This is a genomic window from Flavobacterium tructae, from assembly GCF_002217475.1.
Taxonomy (GTDB): domain Bacteria; phylum Bacteroidota; class Bacteroidia; order Flavobacteriales; family Flavobacteriaceae; genus Flavobacterium; species Flavobacterium tructae.
Window position 1 is genome coordinate 178,075 of sequence record NZ_MUHH01000018.1, and the last position, 23,116, is coordinate 201,190.

Consider the following 23,116-nt stretch of genomic DNA (forward strand, 5'->3'; position numbering starts at 1 on the left):
AGTAAAATCAAATGGCAACAAACGATAATACAGGTTTAGAAATTGCGATAATAGGAATGTCCTGTCACGTGCCGGGAGCAAATGACTGGAGAACGTTTTGGAACAATATTTCAAAAGGAGAAGAGTCCGTTTATACCTTATCAGAAGAAGAACTTCTTAAAAGAGGCTTTGTTAAAAATGAAACCAGCAAAAATAGCCACATTCCGGTCATAGCAGAATTAGGGAATAAAGGAAGTTTTGATGCTGCCTTTTTCGGATTTACACCTTATGAGGCAGCACTTATGAGTCCGGTACATCGTATGTTTTTACAATCGGCCTGGGAAGCTCTGGAAGATGCCGGATGCCTGTCAGAATCAGCAATCAGTATTTATGCGGGCAGTGGAGGTGATTTGCCTTGGAAAGCACATGTTGCCCTAAATAGCGACGGCAGTAAATTAGATCCTCTTACGCTTGATTTTATAACCAACAAAGATCATTTGCCCACTTTAACGTCGTATAAATTAAATCTGACTGGCCCTTCATTTTCAATCAATACGGCTTGTTCGACTTCACTTTCAGCCGTTCATCTGGCTTGCCGCGGGCTCTTATTTGGAGAAGCGAAAGTAGCTTTGGCCGGAGGTATTTCTTTAATGCTGGAGCCCAGATTCGGTTACGAATACAAAGAAGGATCTATTTATTCAAAAGACGGACATTGCAGAGCATTTGATGAAAAAGCAACAGGAACCATTGGCAGTGAAGGCGTTGGAATTGTAATACTTAAACGACTGGAAGAAGCCCTCGAAGACAAAGATCATATTTATGCCGTAATTAAAGGAAGTGCGGCCAATAATGACGGGAACAGAAAAGTAGGATATACAGCCCCAAGTATTGAAGGAGAAATGGAATGTATAAGATTAGCGCATAAAATGGCCGGAATAGCACCTGATAGCGTGAGCTATGTAGAAGCACACGGAACGGGTACAACCTTAGGAGACCCGATTGAAGTAGAAGCACTTAACATGGCTTTTGAAAATAATAAAGAACACAACTGTTTACTGGGTTCAGTAAAAAACAATATTGGGCATACCGATACGGCAGCAGGAGTTGTAGGCTTAATAAAAGCAGCACTTAGTTTAAAATACCGTCAGATACCGGGAACGATAAATTACAGCGACCCAAATCCGAAAATCAATTTTAGCGAAGGCCCTTTTTATGTCCAAAAAGAGCTTCACAAATGGGAATCGGTCAATAATAAGCCTCGTAGAGCCGGAGTAAGTTCTTTTGGAATAGGAGGAACAAACGTGCATCTGGTTTTAGAAGAAGCCCCGGGAAAAGATAAAAATGCGACAAAAGAAAGATCCAATCTTTTCCTTTTTTCGGCCAAATCAAAGAGTTCACTTCAAAATTACCTTTTAAAATTTAAGGAGTTTCTAAAAAATGAAAGCGACATTGCTTTGGACGAAGTTGCTTACACCCTTCAGACCGGAAAAAGACATTTTGATTACAGAGCCGCAATAAGCTGTACGAACAAAGAAGAGTTATTCTTGTATACCGATATTTTAAGCAATGAAGAAAATATAGGGAAGGTTGATGAAAAGAAAAAAACGGTACTCTTATTTTTTCCTCATACAAACCATACAGATATCCAATTCTACAGTAATCTCTACAAAGAAAATGCAGGCTTTAGAAATAAAATAGACCAAAGTATTGCAACAGTGGAGCTAGGCAATTATGACCTGAAAAAATGGATGAATGAAACAGCGGTTAGTGGTAAATCAAAAGACAAGGTACTCACCAAAGTGTTTACGGTACTATCCGGTTATACTTTAGCCAATTTGCTGAAAGAATATGGAATACGGATCAATTTTACTTCAGGTGTTGGAATAGGAGAATATACTGCAGCCTGTGTTTCCGGAATATTACAGTTAAACGAAGTACTCGGGATGATGCTGTACGATGAAAAGGAATTAAGCATACAACCTGCTCAGATTCCTTTTGTACAAGCAGCCAAAGACATCACTATAAATGAAGGAATTTTAACTCCTCAAAAATATTGGGTGAATGGCAGAAGTCTGAAAATTAACGCATCGAAATCCTTCAGTGATATTGTACAAAACAATTCAGCTGTGCTTTTGGAAATGGGCGACAGCACAAGTCTGACACAGTTTTTAAATACCATTTTGGCTGAAAATTTTGAGGAAAATAGTCATGTCACTATTTCCTTATCGCAAACGGATAAAGCAATTCATGCAGATGATATCCTAAAAAATACTTTAAGAAAATTATGGCTCGCGGGAGAAAATATCGATTGGGAAGAAACGTATGATGACAATCACCCCGCAAAAACCACCCTGCCGGTTTATGAATTCGATAAAAGCGAATATCCGCATGTGGTCAATCTTATCCCCGAAAATTTTAATTTTTTGGCTAAAAAAGAGGAAAAAATCGAGGTTGGAGAGAAGGTGAATGTTTTGCAGAAAAAAAAGGAAACTACTTCAGAAATTATTCAGTCTGTGTTTGTTGAATTTCTTGGAGAGAAAAAATTCGATTTGGATAAAGACCTTTTCGAAATAGGCTGTGATTCCCTGAAAGGAATGTTAATCCTCAATAAAATTAAAAATGAATTGCAGGTCGAGTTGTCTCTGATGGATTTTATGGAGCATAGTTCCGTAAGAGAGGTAATCGAAACCGTTGAGGAAATTAAGAACAAAGCATACCAACAAGTAAAAACAATTACCATTTAGCCCCACTATTATGAATCATAGAATCGTAAAATATTCTTAGGACAATTTACTCTACTTACTTAAATCGAATTGATTATGGATACACTACAGTTTTTGAATTATTTAACGGAAGAAAATATTACTATTCAGTTATCTGAAGATAATCTTAAAATTTCTTATACAAGTGAAGAAATTTCAGAGGCCGTTATGGAGGAGATAAAAGTGCGAAAATCTGAAATCGTAGAATTTTTAAAACAGCAGCAGGAAACCGGGATTGTAGCAAGCATACCATTGGCACCCGCAGATCTGATGTACTATCCGCTCACACCTTCTCAGACAAGATCATGGATTGTGAGCCATAATTGGGGCGATAATTTTGCTTACAACATGTCAAAAAGCTTTCAGTTTGAAGGAGAATTAGACATTACAGCGCTTGAAAAAGCCAGCCAGAAATTGATTTCCAGACACGAAAGCCTTCGAACTGTTTTTGCTGAAAATGAAAGCGGTGAAATATGCCAGTGGATCAAAAGTCCTGAAGAACTAAATTTTAAGATCAGTCACATCGATTTTAGAGGTCAGGATATCTCCGAAGAAAGATTAAGCAAGTTCATTAAAGAGGAAAGGGCAATACCTTTTGACCTGCAGACCGGTCCTTTATTGAAATTTTACTTAATTCGTTTAGAGGAAGATAAATGGTTGTTTTATAGTATCATTCATCATATCATTTGCGACAGCAGATCATTCAATATTCTGATACGTGATTTATTCTTTTTCTATAAAGCCGAAGTAATGCAAGTGGATGCTTTAGTACCGGAACTCAGAATACAATATAAAGATGTGGCGGTATGGAAAAGCAAACGTTTTGAGGATATAAATTTAAGTAAAGAAAAAGAGTATTGGATCAATCAGCTGGGGGGAGAATTGCCTTTGCTGCAATTACCTGAAGATTATACCAGACCGGTGATTAGAAATTCTGAGGTAGGTATGCTAAGACGCACCATTAAAGCCGAATCGGTAAAAGAGTTTAAGACGTATTGCAGAAACGAAGGCGGAACCTTGTTTACAGGATTGATGACTTTGTTTAACTTATTGTTCTATAAGTTTAGTGAACAGAAAGATATTATTTTAGGATTTCCCGTGTATGGAAGAGATTTTTCTGAATTGGAAGATCAGATAGGTTTTTACGCAGATACAATTGCTTTGCGAACCCGTTTTGAAGCGCAGAATACCTTTAAGGAACTTTTTAATATTGTAAACACCAATGCTTTCAATGCCTATGAAAACAGAGAGTATCCATTTGAAGAAATTGTAAATCAGCTTCAGGTAGAAAGAAATCCGGGCAGAAATACTCTATTTGATGTATTTGTCGTATTGCAAAATTTTGACACTGATTCTCTAGAAGATGATTTTCTTCCGGGAGGATTAAAAGTGGTTGAATTTGCAGAACTGAAAGAAGGGTATTCAGCTTATGATCTTACGTTTAATTTTGCAGAATCAAAAGATGGAAGCCTTTTTTACGAAATCGAATACAACTCAGCAATCTATCAGGAGGAAACAATAAAACGTCTGACCGATCATTTAGAGTATTTAATGACGGAAACCATCGCAAACGATAAAATTGCGATAAGTGTTCTGGAGAGTATCGATTCCGGTGAACGTAAAAGAATTTCAGACTGGAGCAGAAATCAATCTAATATTATTTTTTCTGATAAATCAATAGATGATAGCCATAAAACGTTAGATTTTGGTCTCTATTATTTCGGAAATACCGGAACAGAAGAAAATCAGTATGAAATACTAATGATTGGAGCGGCTTATGCAGATCTTAATGGTTATAGTGCAGTCTGGACACCTGAACGACATTTTAATGAATTTGGCGGACCTTTTCCAAATCCAAGTGTTTTGGGAGCAGCCGTAGCAGCAAGAACCAAAAATATAGGCATACGGTCAGGAAGCGTTGTAGCAGGACTTCATCATCCCATTAGAATAGCCGAAGAATGGTCGGTAGTTGATAATATTTCGGGAGGAAGAGCAGGCATCTGCTTTGCTTCAGGATGGAATGCTAATGATTTTGTTTTTTATCCTGAGAATTTTAAAAACCGAAAGGATATCTTACTTCAGACCATAGAAGAGGTTCGCTCACTTTGGATCGGAAATTCGGTAAATTTTAAAGGAATTGATTCGATAGAGAAACCTTTTAAAATATTACCAAAGCCCGTTCAGAAAGAAGTTTCTGTTTGGATTGCCTGTACCGGAAATATAGAAACCTATAAAAGAGCAGGAGAAATAGGAGCAGGAATTTTGACAGGATTGTTAAATCTTAGTTTTGATGAACTGGAAGAAAAAATTGCGGTATACAGAAAGGCTTACAAAGAAAATAATCATAAAGAAGGTGGCGACAGAGTGGTACTCATGTTACACACTTATCTGGATGAAACGGTAGAAAAAGCACAGGAAAAAGCAAGACCATCCATGAAGAAATACTTGCTAAAATCTCTTGAAATGAATGGAAAAGAAGCTTTGGAACAGAGTAATGATCCGTCACTTCAAAAAATAACAGAAAAGTCAGTTGACGAAATGCTGGATTTTTCGGTTAGCAAATATTTTAAAGAAGGCAGCCTTATCGGAAATTTAGAAAGCAGTTTACCGATTTTAAATAAAGTGGTAAAAGCAGGAGTAAATGAGATTGCCTGTTTAATCGATTTTGGTATTGATAAAACAAGTGTGCTGGAGGGATTACCCTATATCACAAAATTAAAAGATTCTTTTAACGCTGTACGAAAAGAGATTGGTGCAACTAAAAAGGAGGACAGCAGTAAGAGTATTGAGACTTCGGTACTAAAACTTTTTAAAGAACAATATCTTTTGCATCCCCATAAGATTGCAGTTTCGGACGGTGCTGATTCGCTGACCTATGAAGTGCTTTACCGGAAATCAGAAAATCTGGCCCGATACTTACAATCAAAAGGAGCTAAAAAAGGAATGATCATCCCGTTGTGCATCAACCGTTCTGTTGATCAATTAGTGGGGATTCTGGGCATCCTGTTAACCGGAGCTGCTTTTTTACCCATTGATTCCGGTTTTCCAATTAAAAGAATTGCGCAAATTATAGACGAAGTAAATCCTGAATTACTGGTAGCTCAAAAAGAAAACACGAGTCTTTTTTCTTCCGAAATAGTAAAAGTAGATATCCATGAAGTTCCCAATGTTAGGGACGGTATTTTCGAAGCGGTAGAAATAGATTCAAGTGATTTAGCTTACGTTATTTTTACTTCGGGCTCAACAGGAAAACCAAAAGGAGTAATGATCAGTCATCATGCGCTTGAGAATGTAATCGTTTCATTGTCTGAGCAATTAGAATTGGATCAAACCATAAAATTTGTGGCAGTTACTCCTCTGATATTTGATATTTCACTTTTAGAAATCTTCCTGCCTTTAATTACTGGAGGACAGGTTGTAATGACAAACGAAAAGGAAGGAAAAGACATTTATCATCTCAATAATTTTCTAAAAGAGAATACCGTAACTCACATGCTTACGACGCCAACAAGATGGAAAATGCTTTTGGACACAGGCTGGAAAAATACAGAAAATCTGGTGGTTATGGCTGCCGGAGAAGATCTGGATCAACAACTGAAAAATAATTTGGTCGCACTTACCGGTACCGGTATCTGGAATCTTTATGGCCCAACTGAAACCGCGATCATCTCCAGCTTGCAATTTTTGGAACAAGACGATATCGTAAACATCGGAAAACCAATTGATAAAACTGGATTATATGTTTTGTCTGAAGAAAAAATGCTAATGCCACAAGGCGCTGTCGGAGAGCTTTACATTGCAGGAAGCGGACTTGCTTTAGGCTATTTTAAGGATAAAGCACTTTCAGACGAGGCGTTTGTTCCCAATACTGTTGATCCTGAGATGGGCGATTTGTTATACAAAACGGGTGATTTAGTCAAATGGCTGCCGGACGGGACTTTGAAATATATGGGACGAAAAAAGAATCAGATAAAAATCAGAGGTTATCGTATTGATTTAAAAGAAATCGAAAATGTTCTGGAACAATATCAATCCGTAAAAAAAGCAATATTGTCCCTGAATGAAGATGAAAATGGTGAAAAAGAATTGACAGCCTATCTGCACAGCAATGAAAAAATAGACTATGTGTCACTAAGAACATTTCTGAAAAGCTATTTACCGGATTATATGATTCCCGAAAAATTTAAGACCGTAAAGGAAATCCCGGTAACCGTAAACGGAAAAGCAGATCTCAAAAAATTGCAGCTTCTTAAAAATAATCATACCATAAGCAATCAAAACACTTTTGTATTGGCGAGAAATGAGACGGAAAAACAGCTAACGGAGATTTGGAAGGACTTATTAAAACTGGAAGAAATAAGTGTAAACGATAATTTCTTTTTCCTGGGAGGAAGCAGTTTGAAACTCGCAAAAATGAAAAATGAAATCTATAAACGATTCGGTATACCACCAGTTTCTTTAACCTTATTGCATCAGCTTACTATAGCCTCTTTCTCGGTTGAGGTAGAAAAATTACTCAGACAGACGGAGGAAGTTGACGAAGTGGAATACGAGAAATTCAATATTTAAGATACTCTTTTACTTTTCTAAAATTAAAACCAAATAACCCTTTAAAAATTCAGAAATGATTGAAAAAATAATTTCGCAACCGTCAATCGATGTTGTAAACCCATTATTGTTTTCTATGGGCGAAGATGTGATGGGATTTCTAAACGAAGTTCAGTTGCAATATCCTGAGGCAATTTCATTTGCATCAGGCAGACCAGACGCTAAATATTTCAATATGGGGCAATTTTCTGAATGTCTGGACTATTTTGTGCAGCATAATGTTCGTGAAAAAGGGATTGAAGAAAATATAGTTTTGGAAAATCTGGGACAGTACAATAGAACCAAAGGAATCATAAATACAGAAGTTGCAAAATATCTGTTTATTGATGAGTTTATAAAAGTAAATCCGGAAGATATCCTTATCACAGTAGGAGCACAAGAAGCCATCGCCATTGGAATAACAACGCTTTGCGATAGGGAAAATGATGTTATTCTGGTAGAAGATCCCGCTTATATTGGGATAACACATTTTGCTAAAATCAATGACTACAAAATTGAAAGTATTCCGGTTATTGCAAATGAATCTTCCATAAAAGCAATTGAGGATAAAATTTTGGAGCATCAGGAAAAGGGTAAAAAAGTAAAAGTAGTTTACGTAATTCCCGATTTTCAAAATCCTACCGGAAACAGCATGTCTTTGTCCAACCGCCATAAACTTCTGGCGTTAGCACGTTTATATGATTTTGTGATATTTGAAGACAATGCCTATGGTGATTTTTATTACGAAAACGAAAAAATGCCTACTCTAAAATCGTTGGATGAAAATGATACTGTAATCTACTTGAGATCCCTTTCAAAAACGATATATCCTTCTTTACGTCTTTGTTTAATGGTCGTTACACAAAAAGTAAAAGTGCAGGATAAAATTTTTGCCCTAAGCGATTTAATGGCGAAAACGAAAGGATACGTCACTGTAAATACCCCATCAATCATGCAAGCCATGTTTGGCGGTTTATTACTAAAAAACAAATTTTCGCTCGAATCCTTAAATGCTGAGAAAAGGACGGGTATGAAAGAAAAAAGAGATCAGCTTTTAGAAAGTCTGAGTCACTTTTTTAATAAGGAAACACAGTACTGGGCAGAAAATATCAGTTGGAATTTACCTGCAGGAGGTTTTTTCTTAATTCTTAAAGTGCCATTTAAAGTGACCAAAGAAGATGTTATAAGATGTGCAGAAGTCAATAAAATAATTTTTACCCCTATGTCTTTTTTTTACATGAATGAAGGAGGAGAAAATGAGTTGAGGCTGGCCTTTAGTAATGTTACCAAAGAAGAAATCATAAACGGAGTGCAAAGATTGTCTGAGTTTATAAAATCGAAAGTAAAAAACCAATAAAAACTATAAAAATGGAAAACAACAATGAAATAATCGTATCTGATTTTTTTAATATGGAGTACGATTTTGTCGAGTATTATGTGGGTATGGCTAAAATGGTAGTATTCTGGCACGTTAAAGCATTAGGTTTTGAAGTGATAGCTTACGCCGGACCGGAAACAGGTGTTTTAGATCGTTGTTCTTATTATATCGTAAAAAATGATATAAAACTGGTGATCACCTCAGCATCACAGCCTAGTTCGTACAAAATAGTTTCTTTCGTAGATCTTCATGGGAACGGTATCAAGAGACTGGCCATAAACGTTGATAATGTTAAGGACTTCTTCGAAAGAGCCATGAAAAATGGGGCAATACCGGTAGAACATCCTCATTTAACCTCAGATGAAAATGGTTTTGTAGAACAGGCATCTTTAAAAATGTTTGACGATAATGAAATTGTACTCATCAATTACGATAATTATAATGGAGACTTTCTTCCGGGATATAAAAATGTACAGAGCGAATGGAACTTTGAAGGAGAAGATACCGGTCTGCAAAAAATTGACCACGTAGCTTGTGCCTTAAGACTCAACGAAATCAATTTATGGGAAAAGTATTTTAACAACATCTTCCTTTCTAAAACCGTAGTTGAATTTGATGAGAGAAAAGTAAAAGGCGAAAAGAAAATCGGGATGTTATTGAAAGTACTTCAATCCGGTAATAAAAGCATTAATAACGTTTTGGTTGAACCGGAACATGGAGTAAAAAATCAGGTACAATTGTTTATCGATCAAAACTACGGAACCGGAATACAGCATATCGCTTTTGAATCAAACAACATTATTAAATCAGTAAAAGCATTGAGAGAGTCCGGTGTGAAATTTACCAGATATCCGGATTCTTACTATGAAAAATTAGCGTCGAAATATCCTGAATTGGATGTAGAGCCTTTAAAAAAGCACGGGATCTTGTGCGATGTTTTAGAGGGAGCCCTACTCTTTCAAATCTTTACCACACCTATAGGAGACAGAGCTACATTTTTCTATGAAATAGTACAAAGAGTAAATGATTATCAAGGCTTTGGTTTAGATAATATCTACGCTCTGTTTGAAGCAATGGAAGAAGAACTGACACTTTCGAATAAAATTTAACAAGGATGACAGGCTGCAAGACCGATATTATAAATGCTATAATTGAAATAGTGGGGCATGACTATGTATTAACAAATGCAGAGTTATTGTACAATTATTCCAGAGACTGCACCTCTGATGAAGAGAGTATACCCTCGGCAGTAATCTTACCTAAAGATGAAAAAGAGATATCAAAAATTCTTAAAATCTGTAATGAAACCAAGACCAGTATCACCGTGAGAGGCGGTGGTACCGGAGTCAGCAGAGGAGCATTATCCCATACAAATGGTCTGATACTTTCGTTGGAACGGTTGAATAAAATCATCGAGATTAATAAAATCGACAGGATTGTTACAGCAGAGTCGGGAGTGATCACTCAGGATTTGCGTAATGCGGTTTTAAAAGAAGGTTTAAATTTTCCACAAAACATCAGCAGTGCCAACGCTTGTTTTATAGGTGGAAATATAGCAGTATCGAGTGGCAGTCCAAAATCATTGAAATATGGTACGACTAAAGATTATGTCATCAATTTAGAGATCGTTTTACCTGATGGAAGTATTATATGGACAGGAAAAAATGTAACTAAAAATGCAACCGGTTATAATCTTACCCAATTGTTTACCGGAAGCGAAGGAACACTGGGCATCATCACTAAAGTAGTATTAAAACTAGTTCCTCCCGTGAAAGAACTGCTTCTCATGATTCCCTTTACTAAAATAGAAAAGCTGTTTGAAGGCGTACAGCAGTTTTTTGTAAAAGGATATGACGCTTCAAGTATTGAATTTATTGATCAGAAAGGAGTAGAGCTGGCCTCGAAATTTCTGGATAAAAAACAATGGAATTCTAAACGTATTGAAGGGATTTTATGGATCGAACTTGAAGGCACAGATTCAGAAAAACTAATGCAGCAGGCTATTGAAATCAGTGAATTTATCAGTGCTTATACACCAGAAGAAATTAGCATAGCAGATACCCAAAACGAAGTGAAAGCACTATGGGAAATGCGTTCTAAAATTGGAGAAGCGGTTATTCATCATGTGTTTTTCAGAGACATCGACATTGTTGTACCCCGCTCTAAAATTGATGAAATGTATGAATCAATCGCAGGGATAGCCCAAAAATATGATTTTGAATACACGGTTTTCGGACATGTTGGGAATGGAAATTTTCATGTCAATATTTTTCAGGACAAACAAAGCAGCAAAAAGCAGTGGGAAGACCATCTGGCAATTTGGGTGAAAGCCATTTTCCTAAAAGCACTAGAACTAGGCGGAACCATTTCAGGAGAACACGGAGTAGGTAAAATTAATCTTCCCTATTTAGAAGATGCCATGACCAACCATCAGATCCATATAATGAATGGCATCAGGGAGCTATTCGATAAAAACAGAATAATAAATTAAAATTTTTGCACAGGACCATTTAACTAACATGCACTATACCATTTAGTGTACACGAAAAAATATTATTATGGGTTACGATTTATTTACAAAGCTGAAAAAACTTAAAGTTACTGTCAAAGTAATAAACAATAATCTGGATGTTAAAGCTCCCAAGGGTGTTTTAAATGAAGAACTATTAAAGGAAATCAAATCAAAAAAGGAAGAATTAATTGATCTGGTGAATAAATATGCCAAAGATCAGGTTAACGAAAGCCATGCTATTCCCGTCGCACCAAAAAGCGAACATTACCCGTTATCTTCTTCCCAGCTTCGATTGTGGGTTCTAAGTCAGATTGATAAAGCAAACTTCTCTTATAATATTCCCGGAATTCAGGTTATTGATGAAGCATTGGATACTAATGCTTTTATGTTGGCCATTCGTGATTTGATTCATCGTCATGAAGTTTTAAGAACTGTTTTTAAAACCGTGGAAGAGGAAGAAGTAAGACAGTTTATTATAGCTCCGGAAGATTTTGAATTTCCTTTTCAGCAAATAGAAGTAAATGGTGATGAAGAAAAATTAAACGAAATCCTGACCAGTATAAGTAATACTGTTTTCGATCTTGAAAAAGGTCCTTTATTCAAGGGAGCTCTGGTAAAAGTTACTGATGACAGATTCGTTTTTGGATATAACATGCATCATATTATCAGTGATGGCTGGTCTATTGGGATCATGATTAATGAATTGCTTAAAAATTATGATGCCAGACGAAAAGGAGAAACAGTACAGAGTCATCCTTTACAGATACATTATAAAGATTATGCTGTATGGCAGCAAAAGCAATTAGCAGACGAAGTGTTCAATAAAGAGAGAAAGTATTGGCTGACTCATCTTGAAGGTGATTTACCGATACTATCGCATTTTGGAGATTTCCCCCGTCCGGCTATCATGAGTTATAATGGAAATGTGACAAGAAAGGATATACCCGCAGCTTTGTATCAAAAGTTTAAATCCTTTTGCAGAGAAAATTCAGGCACTTTGTTTACAGGCTGTCTCAGTCTTATCAACGTGTTATTACACAAATACACCGAACAGGAAGATTTTATTGTCGGGAGTCCGGTTTCAGGCAGAACACATAAAGACATGGCCGACCAGATTGGATTTTATGTAAACACCCTGGCACTTCGAACACAATTCGGAGCCGCTAATTCTTTTGAAGAGGTTTTTCAGAAAAATAAAAAGGTAACCTTAAATGCAATTGAAAATCAGAATTACCCTTTTGATGAATTAGTGAATCATCTCAACTTAAAAAGAGACCTCAGTCGTAGTGCTTTATTTGATGTTATGATTGATATTCAGAACGAAAATCAGAGCAACGATCAAAAAGCAGGTACATCCTATAACGAATTATTAAACGGAGGGGTTAGTAAATACGATTTAACCTTTACGTTCATAGAAAAGTCTGATTCACTAACGGTTGAATTGGAATACAATACAGACATTTTTACCGGAGAAACAGCAATCGGATTCTTAAAAGATTTAGAAAATATAGTAGAAACAGTAGTTCAAAATCCGGTAGAGAAAATTGGCTCTCTTCCTTTGAATATAAATAGAAGAACAGCTCATTCTAAATTAGAATCTCCTGAAGAAATTGTGACAAACGAAGAGATAACGTATACGCTGCCTTCAACTCCGCTTGAAAAAGCATTGGCCGGGTTATGGGAGGAAGTTTTAGGAATTTCGCACATCAGTATGGAAGATAACTTTTTTGATTTGGGAGGGCATAGTTTAAAAGCTTCCAGGTTAATTAGTAAAATTCATAAAGAGTTTCGTGTAAAACTACAGCTAAAAGATTTGTTCATTCATACAAGTTTAGCTTCTCAATACGACTTAATAACCAAAGAACAGGAGGTTGATTATAGTGAAATTCCTGTACTGGAGAAACAAAATGGTTACCCGCTTTCAATAATGCAGCGTCGTTTGTGGATCCTGAGTCAGCATGAAGCAGCCAATATTGCCTACAATATGTCCGGGGCTTATGTATTTGAAGGCGAGCTGGATTTCGATGCGTTAGAGAATGCATTTGTACAGCTGATAGAACGTCATGAAATTTTAAGAACCAGCTTTAAAGAAAATGATCAAAAAGAAGTGTTGCAGTACGTTACGCCGATTGAAGACATTCTTTTTACAATAAAAAATACAGATCTGAGCCAGACCAACGAAACAATTCTCGAAAAACATTTGTTTGAAGATTTGTCAGCTCCTTTTGATTTGTCTTCAGGAACTTTGTTAAAAGCCAGTATCTACAAACAATCTCAAAACCGTTGGGTATTTAGTACCGTAATTCATCATATTATTAGTGATGCCTGGTCTATAGAAATCATTGTAAAAGAGTTGTTGCAGCTCTACAACAGTCTGGTAACCGGTGTTCCGTCAGCATTAACTCAGCTGCCTATTCAATACAAAGACTATTCGTCATGGCAGCTTACAGAACTAAGCGGTTTTAGATTGGAGTTGCATAAAAACTATTGGCTGAATCAGTTTAAAGGCGATTTACCTACTTTAGATTTATCAGCAGGAAAGCAGCGTCCTCTTATAAAAACATACAATGGAGGGCTCTATACTAAGCTGATTCCCCGTTCTTTAAGTGACAAATTCGATGAGCTTCTTAAAAATAAGGAAACTACGTTGTTCATGGGATTATTAAGTGTAGTCAATGTACTGTTTTACCACTATACACAGCAGGAAGACATTGTGATCGGAAGCCCTGTTGCAGGAAGAGACCACGTTGATTTAGAAAATCAGATTGGTTTTTATGTAAATACATTGGCACTTAGAACTCAATTTTCGAAAAAGGACAGTTTCAATACGATCTTGTCTAATGTGAAAAAAGTGGTTCTGGGAGCACATGAACATCAGTTATATCCCTTCGATGATCTGGTTTCTTCTTTGGATATTCCAAGAGATATGAGTCGTAATCCTTTGTTTGATGTACAGGTTATTGTTCAAAACCAACAAGTATCAAACTCCAAAGGGATGGAGAATTTATCGGTTAATGAATATCAGGGAAAATTACCGGATTCCAGTGTGTTTGATTTGGTTTTTAATTTTGCTGATTCTGAAAATGGTTTAGCGACAAGTATCATTTACAATAGTGATGTTTTCGACTCAGAAAGAATAGAACAATTTGGAAATCACCTCGAGCAGCTATTAACAGCTTTAGTACAAAATGCAGAACTGCCGGTACAGGAATTGAAATGGTTACTAAAAGAAGAAGAACAGTATTTACTTGATTTTAATTCAGAAACATTGGACTATGATACATCTAAGAACGTCTTAGATAGGATCAGAGAGCAAGTCGAAAAAAATCCGGAAGCCATAGCGGTATCTTTTGAAGGAAATCAATTGAGTTATTCCGAATTGGACAAACGTTCCAATCAACTCGCTCATTATTTATTGGAAGAGTATCAGATACAACCTAATGATTTTGTTGGAATGATGCTTGATCGTTCCGAATCGATCTTCATTGGTATTTTAGGAATATTAAAGACAGGAGCAGCTTATGTTCCTATAGATCCCGATTACCCGGTTTCGCGAAAAGAATATATCTTGAAAGATACCAACGTAAAGGCCCTGCTCACACAATCCGATTATATGTTTGATCTGTCATATTATGAGGGTGGAATATTCGCCATGGATGTACAGCTGGACAGTCTGGCAAATCCAACAACTGCTCCTGAAATAACAGTTTTACCGGATCATTTGGTTTATATCATTTATACTTCGGGATCTACTGGAAATCCAAAGGGAGTTATGGTAACCCATGGCAACCTCCAGCATTCTTTGGCACCACGAGGCAATACCTATTCGCCAATAAAATGCTTTTTGTTATTGTCTTCAGTTGCTTTTGACAGTTCAGTCGCGGGGATATTCAGTACATTAACTACCGGAGGAACATTGTGTATCACCAGTAGCTCAGATATTGCTAATGTTAATTTCATCGCAGCTCTAATTGTTTCTCAAAAAGTAAGTCATTTATTAACAGTGCCTTCGTATTATAAACTGCTTTTGAATGCCTTATCAGATAAAGAATCTTCTATTGAACAAGTTACGGTAGCCGGAGAAACTTGTCCTATAAGTTTAATCGAAGACCATTTTAAAAGCAAAATAGGCCAATCAGGCTGTGATTTGTTTAATGAGTATGGTCCAACAGAATGTTCGGTTTGGAGCAGCGTTCACCAATATGAAGAAGGAAAACCGGTGACAGCAACTATAGGGAAACCTATTGCCAACACCCGTATTTACATATTAAACGAAAAAGAAGATTTAGTTCCGCTTGGTGTGATTGGTGAATTGCATATTGGAGGTAACGGCGTAACCAAAGGATATTTAAACAATCCCGATTTAACGGCCCAAAAGTTTGTAAAAGATCCTTTTAGTGAAGCAGGTTTAATGTATAAAACAGGTGATTTAGGCAGATGGAATTCTGCCGGGGAAATCGAATTTTTAGGCAGAAAAGACAATCAGGTAAAAGTGAGAGGATATCGTATCGAACTGGGCGAAATACAATATGCTGTTGAACAGTACAGCCTTGTAGAAGCTGCGGTTGTTTTAGTAAAAGAAAATAAAACGGGTGATAACGAATTGTATGCTTATTTGTTAGAAAAGGAAGCCATAAATACTTCAGATTTAAAACACCATTTAAAAGATTTGCTGCCTTCTTATGCCGTACCCGCTCACTTTATTACTCTGGCTGCATTTCCGTTAACACCAAACGGAAAAATAGATACCAAGGCATTATTAGAAATTGGAGGCTCAGAAACAGGAAGAGGAGCAGCATATGCAGCTCCGCAAACAGCAGAGGAAATAGCCTTAGTAAACATATGGGAAACCGTTCTGGACAAGAAAAAAATTGGTATAAACGATCGATTTTTTGATTTAGGAGGAGACTCTATTAAAGTGTTGAAAATTGTAAATGGTATTTATAACGAAATGCAGTTGGAAATTACGATTTCAGATATCTATACCAATGATTGTATCTCTCAATTATCAGATTTTATAAGAAATAACAGAGCGTCACTGGAAGTCAAAAAAACGACTGTTACAGGAACCGGGAATCAGGGATTAGAAGCTATTGATTTCATAAAGAACAGCGTTTTAGCATCTTTAAATGAAAATGATGCTGATGCCGTTGAAGACGTTTACCCAATGAGCGACATTCAAAAAGGAATGATCTATGAGTCATTGAAATATGAAGGAGCAAGTATATATCACGATCAGATGATCAATCACCGTGAATTTAAAGATTTTGATGTTTCGGTTTTCAGAAAAGCTATGGAATTAATGACTGAAAAGCATGAAATTCTAAGAACAGGATTTAATTTACAGGATTACGATCAGGAAGTTCAAATCCTATACAAACAAGTTGAAATACCGGTTGTGTATGAAGATTTGTCTCAGTTGCAGTCTTTAAAAGAACAGGAAAATGTTATAGCGGCCTTTCTGCAGTCAGAATTGCTCCATCCGTTTGATGTGACTCAGGCACCATTATTTCGTATGGCGGCTTTTAATCTGGGCAATGATACAATTGTTTTTGTTTCGCAATGTCACCATGCTATTATAGACGGCTGGAGTGATTCATTACTACTGACGGAAATCAATAATGTATACCTTAAATTACTTGAAACTCCTTCGTTTAAACCGGCTAAATTACAATCGAGTCATAAGGATTATATGCTGCATCAGTTGCAGGACAAGCGAAAGGAAGAGACTGCAGCATTTTGGACTAATGAATTAAACGATTACAACAGACTGGATCTGTTTACCGAAAAAGAAACTGATGATTTTAAATTGTTCAGCTTTGAAAAAGAAGAGTTAGCAAAAATTGAAAGTCTAAAAAAGGCTTACGGTGTTAGATTAAAAGAACTGGCTCTGGGTGCCTTTGTGTATACTTTAAAATTATATTCGTACAGCAACGACATCACAATTGGTCTGGTTGTAAATACAAGACCTGCCTTACCGGATGCTGATGGAATGTTAGGCTGTTTTCTAAATACAATACCTTTCAGACTTGAAGTGAATCGGGATTTAAGTGGCGAAGATTTACTGTTGTTAGTAAAGCAAAAACTGATCGAAGTAAGTAATTTTTCGGATATGAGTTTGGCCAGTATCGCTTCTGTTACTAATGAGATTAAAGGAATGAACAATCCTTTCTTTGATATCATTTTCAATTATGTTGATTTTTATTCTTATGATGCATTAGAAGAACAATCTAAGGAAAAAGAAGCGTCGTATCTCGAGAATCGGGAATTAACCTTAAACGGAAAAGGAGTTACCAATACATATTTCGATTTTACCGTTAACAATACCAATAACGCAGCTTTGTTTGACTTTGCACAAACCAGAGCGCTCGTTAACAAAATTGAATTGTCTGAAATAGAGTCCGTTTACAAAAAAGTTTTCAGGCACATTGTTGAGCATCCGGAATCTTCATTAAAAGAACTGGATCATTTATCCGATGAGGAAAAGGAAATTTATGAGAATAAAAAGCAGCATGATTCTGTAACCGAAAACGAAGATCAGACCGTATTGGATTTATTTAAGAGACAGGTTCTTCTAAACCCGGGGTATCCGGCGCTGCACCATAATGGTATAAATATCAGTTATGCCGAATTAGATCAGAAATCGAATCAGTTAGGAAACTATCTTAAAAAACAAGGTATAGGGAAGGAAGATTTTGTGGCAATACTACTGGACCGTTCTATAGAAATGCTGGTTTCAATTTTTGGAATCATAAAAGCAGGAGCAGCCTATGTTCCTTTAGACGAGGGGTATCCACAGCAAAGAATTGATTTTATTCTAAAAGATACAGCCGCAAAAGCTATAATTTCTAAGCCGTCTCTTTTAGAAAATTTTTCAGAAGAATCCTTTCCAAAAACGATATTAATTGACACAGACTGGGATACAATTTCTCAGGAAAGTGTAGCAGAAACAGATCATAATCTTACTTCAAATACTTTAATATACAGTATATACACCTCTGGAACAACAGGAAATCCAAAAGGGGTTTTTATTGAACATAAAGGAGTAGTAAATCTGGCAAACTCGTTAATAAAAAGATATAAAATACAGAAGGAAGAGAAAATTTTAGCCTTTTCTAATTATGTATTTGATGCTTCAGTAGAACAAATTTTTATTGCACTAACCAGTGGAGCAACTTTAGTGTTATGTGATAAAGAGGATTTACTGGATAATGAAAAATTTGCGGACCTTTTGATGGAAAAAGAGATCACACATATAGATGTAACGCCAACCTACCTCGAAAATGTGATCCCAAATAAATATCATCTGAACAGAGTTGTGGTTGGAGGTGAAGAGTGCTCAATAAGTCTAGCCAGGAAATGGGCAGCTCACACTGACTTCTACAACTCTTATGGTCCTACTGAAACCACCGTATCTTCGACGATATATGCTTACGACAAAGAAAATGATAAAGATCTAAATCGCCTGCCAATCGGAAAACCAATTGATAATACGACTATTTACATTTTAGACAATGCTTTGCAGATTGCAAAAACCGGAGTCGTTGGTGAAATGTATATTGGAGGTATCGGAGTTTCCAGGGGATACATCAATCAGGAAGCCCTTACCAAAGAGCGTTTTGTGACCAATCCTTTTGCCAAAGAAGAAACTTTATATCGAACGGGCGATTTGTGCTGCAGGCTGTCGGATGGGAACATTCAATTTTTTGGCAGAGCCGATGATCAGGTAAAAATCAGAGGTTACAGAATTGAATTAGGCGAAATCGAAAATGCATTTCTTCAACAAAAAATAACAATTTCTGTTGCGGTACTGGCCAAAGCAAACAAGTTAGGAGAAAAAGAAATTGTAGCTTATCTGGTGCCTGATGAATATTATGATGTAAAAGATATCCGAACCAGGTTAAAAAGCATTTTACCTTATTTCATGATTCCTTCTTATTTTGTTCCGGTAGAAGAAATTCCATTCACAAAAAGTAGAAAAGTAGACCGAAATAAATTATTAGCCATAGAAATACACAAAACGGATAGCCTCAGAGCGCTTGTTCCGCCGGAAAATGAAACCGAAAATACGATACTTCAAATATGGCAGGACATTCTGGAAAAAAGAGACATCAGTGTCATAGACAATTTTTTTGAAATTGGCGGATATAGTCTGAAGGCGATTAAGCTAAAGGCAATGTTACGAAGAAAATTAGGCTTAGACATTTCGATAAAAGATCTTTATAATGCGCCAACGATCAGAGAATTGGCTCAGGGTAAAAAAACACCCAATACTGCAGTGATCCATTTACATGCGGGAGACCCTCAAAATACAATTTACTTCATACCGCCAATTCTGGGTAATTCTATAATATATCATCCTTTGGCAAAAGTATTAGGGAGTGAGTTTAATTCGATTGGTTTGCAATACAAAGGATTAGAGCCTAATGAAGAGCTTTCTCAGTCTATCGAACAAATGGCCGGTTATTTCAGCGCAGAAATTAGAAAACGTCAGAGCAATCAGCCGTTTGTGGTTTTGGGATATTCAATGGGCGCTTCAATTGCCTTTGAAGTAGTTAAAGAACTGGAAAAACAATATGATGCCATTGAATTGGTTTTGGTGGACAGACCAACGTCTCTAAATGAAAGCAACGATACGGAGCATATTGACCAACAGGCCAATTGGCTGCTTGACGAATATCAGAAGGGTATTGATTTAAGTAAAGACCAAAAAGCAAGTGTTTTGTCTTTTATGAAAAACAATCTACAGATGGACAATCAATATACACTTCAAGGTAAAATCTCCAGCACTATATATGTTCTTGAATCCTCTGAGAATGAATTAAAAAGTAATATGAAGGACTGGCAGGATTATACCAATGGAGCGCTAGTGCACCATTATCTGCCAGGGACACACTGGGAGGCCTTCAATGGGAATAATTTTGACAAGTACGTTGAAATTTTTAAAAGTATCATTCAAAAAACAAGTATAGAAACCAACTAAAACTGTAAAACTAAATAATCAAACAGAATGGAAAACACAGAAAAGTATTATTTTAAACCAAATGTAATTATTGGACCATTAGTAGATAAATGGTATGCATGGACACACTTAATTTCTCCTGCCACAGCAGCAATGAACATTGTCGAAAGGCATTTAAAAATAATGAACTCCTATATTCAAGCTCCCGCAATTCATGAGGCTGCCGTAAAAAATCCTAAAATGTTAGGAGGACCTTTTATGGATTATGAAACCCGAAGAGTAGAGGAAGTCAAAGAACTAAAAGCAGAAATTCTTGAAAAGCAGGCAAACGCAATACAATTATCAGACGCTATAAAAGAATTGGATCAGTTGCTAAAAACCAAAGCAAAAGGAGCATCTTTAGAACCTTTGTACAAAGAAGTTCCGGAAATATTAAAAGGATATGTAGAATTGGTTTACGATTTAAACAATCATCCGTCGTATCGTTTCTTTGAATCCTTATTATACAACAGTCCATTTTATTCCAAACATTCTCAATCTATTTCTTTATGGGAAACACTAAATGATGAGCGTCCATTTTGTTTGAGTACCCCACAATTAGAAGATCCTAAAGTATTACAGTTGGATATTCCGTTTGATCATAAAGGAATTGATACGTTAAGCAGAATGAAGAGAAATCCGGGATCTATTGAGGCCGTTGCCGAAGAATTGGGTGTTCGCGAAGATCAAATGGAACTGTTTAAAACTTTCTTCACCAAAAAAGAACATCCTGCTTATCAAAAATACACAGGAGACAAAGCCAGAATGCGCTATTTGGGGCATGCCTGTATTTTAATTGAAACCAAAGACGTGAGTATCCTTGTAGATCCTTTAATCAGTTATTACGGCTATGAATCTACAGTAGAACATTTTTCAGATATTGACCTGCCGGATGTTATTGATTACGTATTGATTACACACAATCATCAGGATCATATTGTTTTAGAAACTTTACTGCCGTTAAGACATAAAATCAAAAATCTAATAGTTCCCGTAACCACCAGTGGAGCACTTCAGGATCCAAGTATCAAATTAGCGTTTCAAAGTATCGGATTTAAGAATGTCATAGAAATTGATGAACTGGAAGAAATAAAATTTGAAAATTGCACCATTACCGGACTTCCGTTTACAGGAGAACACAGTGATCTTAATATCAGAGCAAAATCATGTTTCCATGTTGCGATCAATGAGCTAAGCTTCTTGTTTGTTGCCGATTCGAGAGTAATGGAACCTAGATTGTACGAACATATTCATAGAGTTAAAGGCGATGTAGATGTCTTGTTTTTAGGAATGGAATGTGCCGGAGCACCGTTAAGTTGGCTATACGGCTGCTTAATGACAGAGGCGATTAATAGAGAAGATGATCAGTCCAGACGACTGGCGGGCTGCGACAGCGAAAGAGGTTTGTCGTTAGTTGATATTTTTAATCCAAAAGAAGCCTATGTCTACGCAATGGGAATGGAGCCTTGGTTAGAATTCATCAGCAGTATCAAATACACAGAAGAATCTCTTGCCATTATTGAATCAAACCGATTGATAAATCACTGTGCAGATAAAGGAATCATCGCTGAAAGACTATTTGGAGAGAAAGAATTGTTATACGATTATGAATTAAAAAATGAATTAGTGACAAGTTAATTCCAAATTGAAGCATAACAGCATAACCCATGTGAGACCTTCTTTTGATTTTTTTAAAGAAGGCTCTCACTAACCAAATTATAAAAAGCAGATGAATAAAAAGCAACTATTCTTATTACACTTCGCCGGTGGCAGTATATATTCCTTTGAGTTTCTGAGATCATTATGCACCGATTTTGAAATGATACCGCTGGAGCTTCCCGGAAGAGGAAAAAGAATCAAAGAAAAACTATTGACTTCCTATCCGGACGCTATTAAGGACCTGTTCTCACAGATAACTGATAAGCTTAACGGGAGCCCGTTTATCGTTTACGGGCACAGTTTAGGTTCGTCTCTGGGGTTGGGAGTGACCGATTTATTAGAGAAAAACAACACTCCGCCCCAATGTCTGATCGTAAGCGGTAATGCCGGACCCGGAATTGCAACAGAAAACAACAGATCTGATCTGGAGCGTGACGATTTCATCAGCATGCTTACCGAATTGGGTGGGATACCGGATGAGTTATTAAAAAGTAAAGAACTGCTCGATTTTGTATTACCCATACTTAAGGCCGATTTTAAAATAGTAGAAGAAGATTTTTTCATTGAAAATACCATTGTAAAAGCTCCGATTGTGGCCATAATGGGGAACTCAGAGAAATATGTAGATCGGATAAACAATTGGAGAAAACACACGTTTTCCGGTTTTAACTCCTATGTACTAAAAGGAAACCATTTTTTTATACTCGATCATGGTGATAAATTGAAAGAAATTTTTGATATTAGTTTTAAGGAATGTACAAGTCTTAATTATAATAATGTACAATAGCCTTGCTAAAAAACAAACCAATTATGAAAACAACCAAAATCCTGATTACCGCTGTTATGATACTATTAATTTCAATTGGCAGTATGGCACAAAACAAGAAAAAAGAACAGGCCGAAAATCAATTGACGATTACCGGAATTACCGGACAATCTATCAAAGAATCTGCTGATGTAAATAATGTTGGAAAGCTAATTGCAGCAATCAGCGATCAAATCGTAAAAGAAAAGTTGGCACCGGCCAATACGAGCAGTTTGTCTTATATGCTCAACAGCAAAGAGTTTATAATAAACGGAGTGAAGCAGAAGCCGGAAGTACAATTGAGATATAAAAATAAATATATCGGAGACCATACGAAATGGAATATTTGTAAAAACTTCAAGACAAAATAAAATTTATCATTAGCTGAGTTTTCTTCTTTAGTATACATTCTGCTTTTACAATTCAGAGTGAT

Annotated in this window: 9 protein-coding genes; all 9 read left to right on the plus strand. The window is 36.4% G+C overall.

Translation table 11 applies throughout. From position 1 onward, the window contains the following. Positions 1-11 precede the first annotated feature (11 nt). Positions 12-2,723 carry a beta-ketoacyl synthase N-terminal-like domain-containing protein gene (locus tag B0A80_RS08610; RefSeq protein WP_089077020.1) on the plus strand — a complete coding sequence of 904 codons (2,712 nt, stop codon included), beginning with the start codon at positions 12-14 and terminating at the stop codon, positions 2,721-2,723. Between the two features lie 75 nt (positions 2,724-2,798). After that, entirely contained in the window at positions 2,799-7,310 is a 4,512-nt protein-coding gene (locus tag B0A80_RS08615) for a non-ribosomal peptide synthetase (protein ID WP_089077021.1), read from the plus strand. Positions 7,311-7,365: 55 nt separating this feature from the next. After that, the gene (locus B0A80_RS08620; protein WP_089077022.1) at positions 7,366-8,685 is read left to right on the plus strand and encodes an aminotransferase-like domain-containing protein; all 1,320 of its coding nucleotides are present in this window, start codon (positions 7,366-7,368) and stop codon (positions 8,683-8,685) included. Between the two features lie 11 nt (positions 8,686-8,696). Further along, entirely contained in the window at positions 8,697-9,815 is a 1,119-nt protein-coding gene (locus B0A80_RS08625) for a VOC family protein (protein WP_017496625.1), read from the plus strand. A gap of 5 nt (positions 9,816-9,820) precedes the next feature. After that, entirely contained in the window at positions 9,821-11,197 is a 1,377-nt protein-coding gene (locus B0A80_RS08630) for an FAD-binding oxidoreductase (RefSeq protein ID WP_089077023.1), read from the plus strand. 67 nt (positions 11,198-11,264) lie between these two features. Further along, positions 11,265-20,201, plus strand: a complete 8,937-nt coding sequence (locus tag B0A80_RS08635) for a non-ribosomal peptide synthetase (protein WP_089077024.1) — start codon at positions 11,265-11,267, stop codon at positions 20,199-20,201. 27 nt (positions 20,202-20,228) lie between these two features. Then, a complete protein-coding gene (locus B0A80_RS08640; protein WP_070908818.1) occupies positions 20,229-21,857 on the plus strand; it encodes an MBL fold metallo-hydrolase in 1,629 nt (542 codons plus the stop codon). Positions 21,858-21,948: 91 nt separating this feature from the next. After that, positions 21,949-22,665, plus strand: a complete 717-nt coding sequence (locus B0A80_RS08645; protein WP_026110003.1) for a thioesterase II family protein — start codon at positions 21,949-21,951, stop codon at positions 22,663-22,665. A 23-nt stretch (positions 22,666-22,688) separates the two neighbouring features. Then, on the plus strand, positions 22,689-23,054 hold the full coding sequence (locus B0A80_RS08650) for a hypothetical protein (protein WP_089077025.1): 366 nt from the start codon (positions 22,689-22,691) through the stop codon (positions 23,052-23,054). Positions 23,055-23,116: the final 62 nt, after the last annotated feature.

Coding starts and splice junctions, on each gene's coding strand:
- B0A80_RS08610 (WP_089077020.1), top strand. CDS start 12: ATGGCAACAAACGATAATACAGGTTTAGAAATTGCGATAATAGGAATG.
- B0A80_RS08615 (WP_089077021.1), top strand. CDS start 2,799: ATGGATACACTACAGTTTTTGAATTATTTAACGGAAGAAAATATTACT.
- B0A80_RS08620 (WP_089077022.1), top strand. CDS start 7,366: ATGATTGAAAAAATAATTTCGCAACCGTCAATCGATGTTGTAAACCCA.
- B0A80_RS08625 (WP_017496625.1), top strand. CDS start 8,697: ATGGAAAACAACAATGAAATAATCGTATCTGATTTTTTTAATATGGAG.
- B0A80_RS08630 (WP_089077023.1), top strand. CDS start 9,821: ATGACAGGCTGCAAGACCGATATTATAAATGCTATAATTGAAATAGTG.
- B0A80_RS08635 (WP_089077024.1), top strand. CDS start 11,265: ATGGGTTACGATTTATTTACAAAGCTGAAAAAACTTAAAGTTACTGTC.
- B0A80_RS08640 (WP_070908818.1), top strand. CDS start 20,229: ATGGAAAACACAGAAAAGTATTATTTTAAACCAAATGTAATTATTGGA.
- B0A80_RS08645 (WP_026110003.1), top strand. CDS start 21,949: ATGAATAAAAAGCAACTATTCTTATTACACTTCGCCGGTGGCAGTATA.
- B0A80_RS08650 (WP_089077025.1), top strand. CDS start 22,689: ATGAAAACAACCAAAATCCTGATTACCGCTGTTATGATACTATTAATT.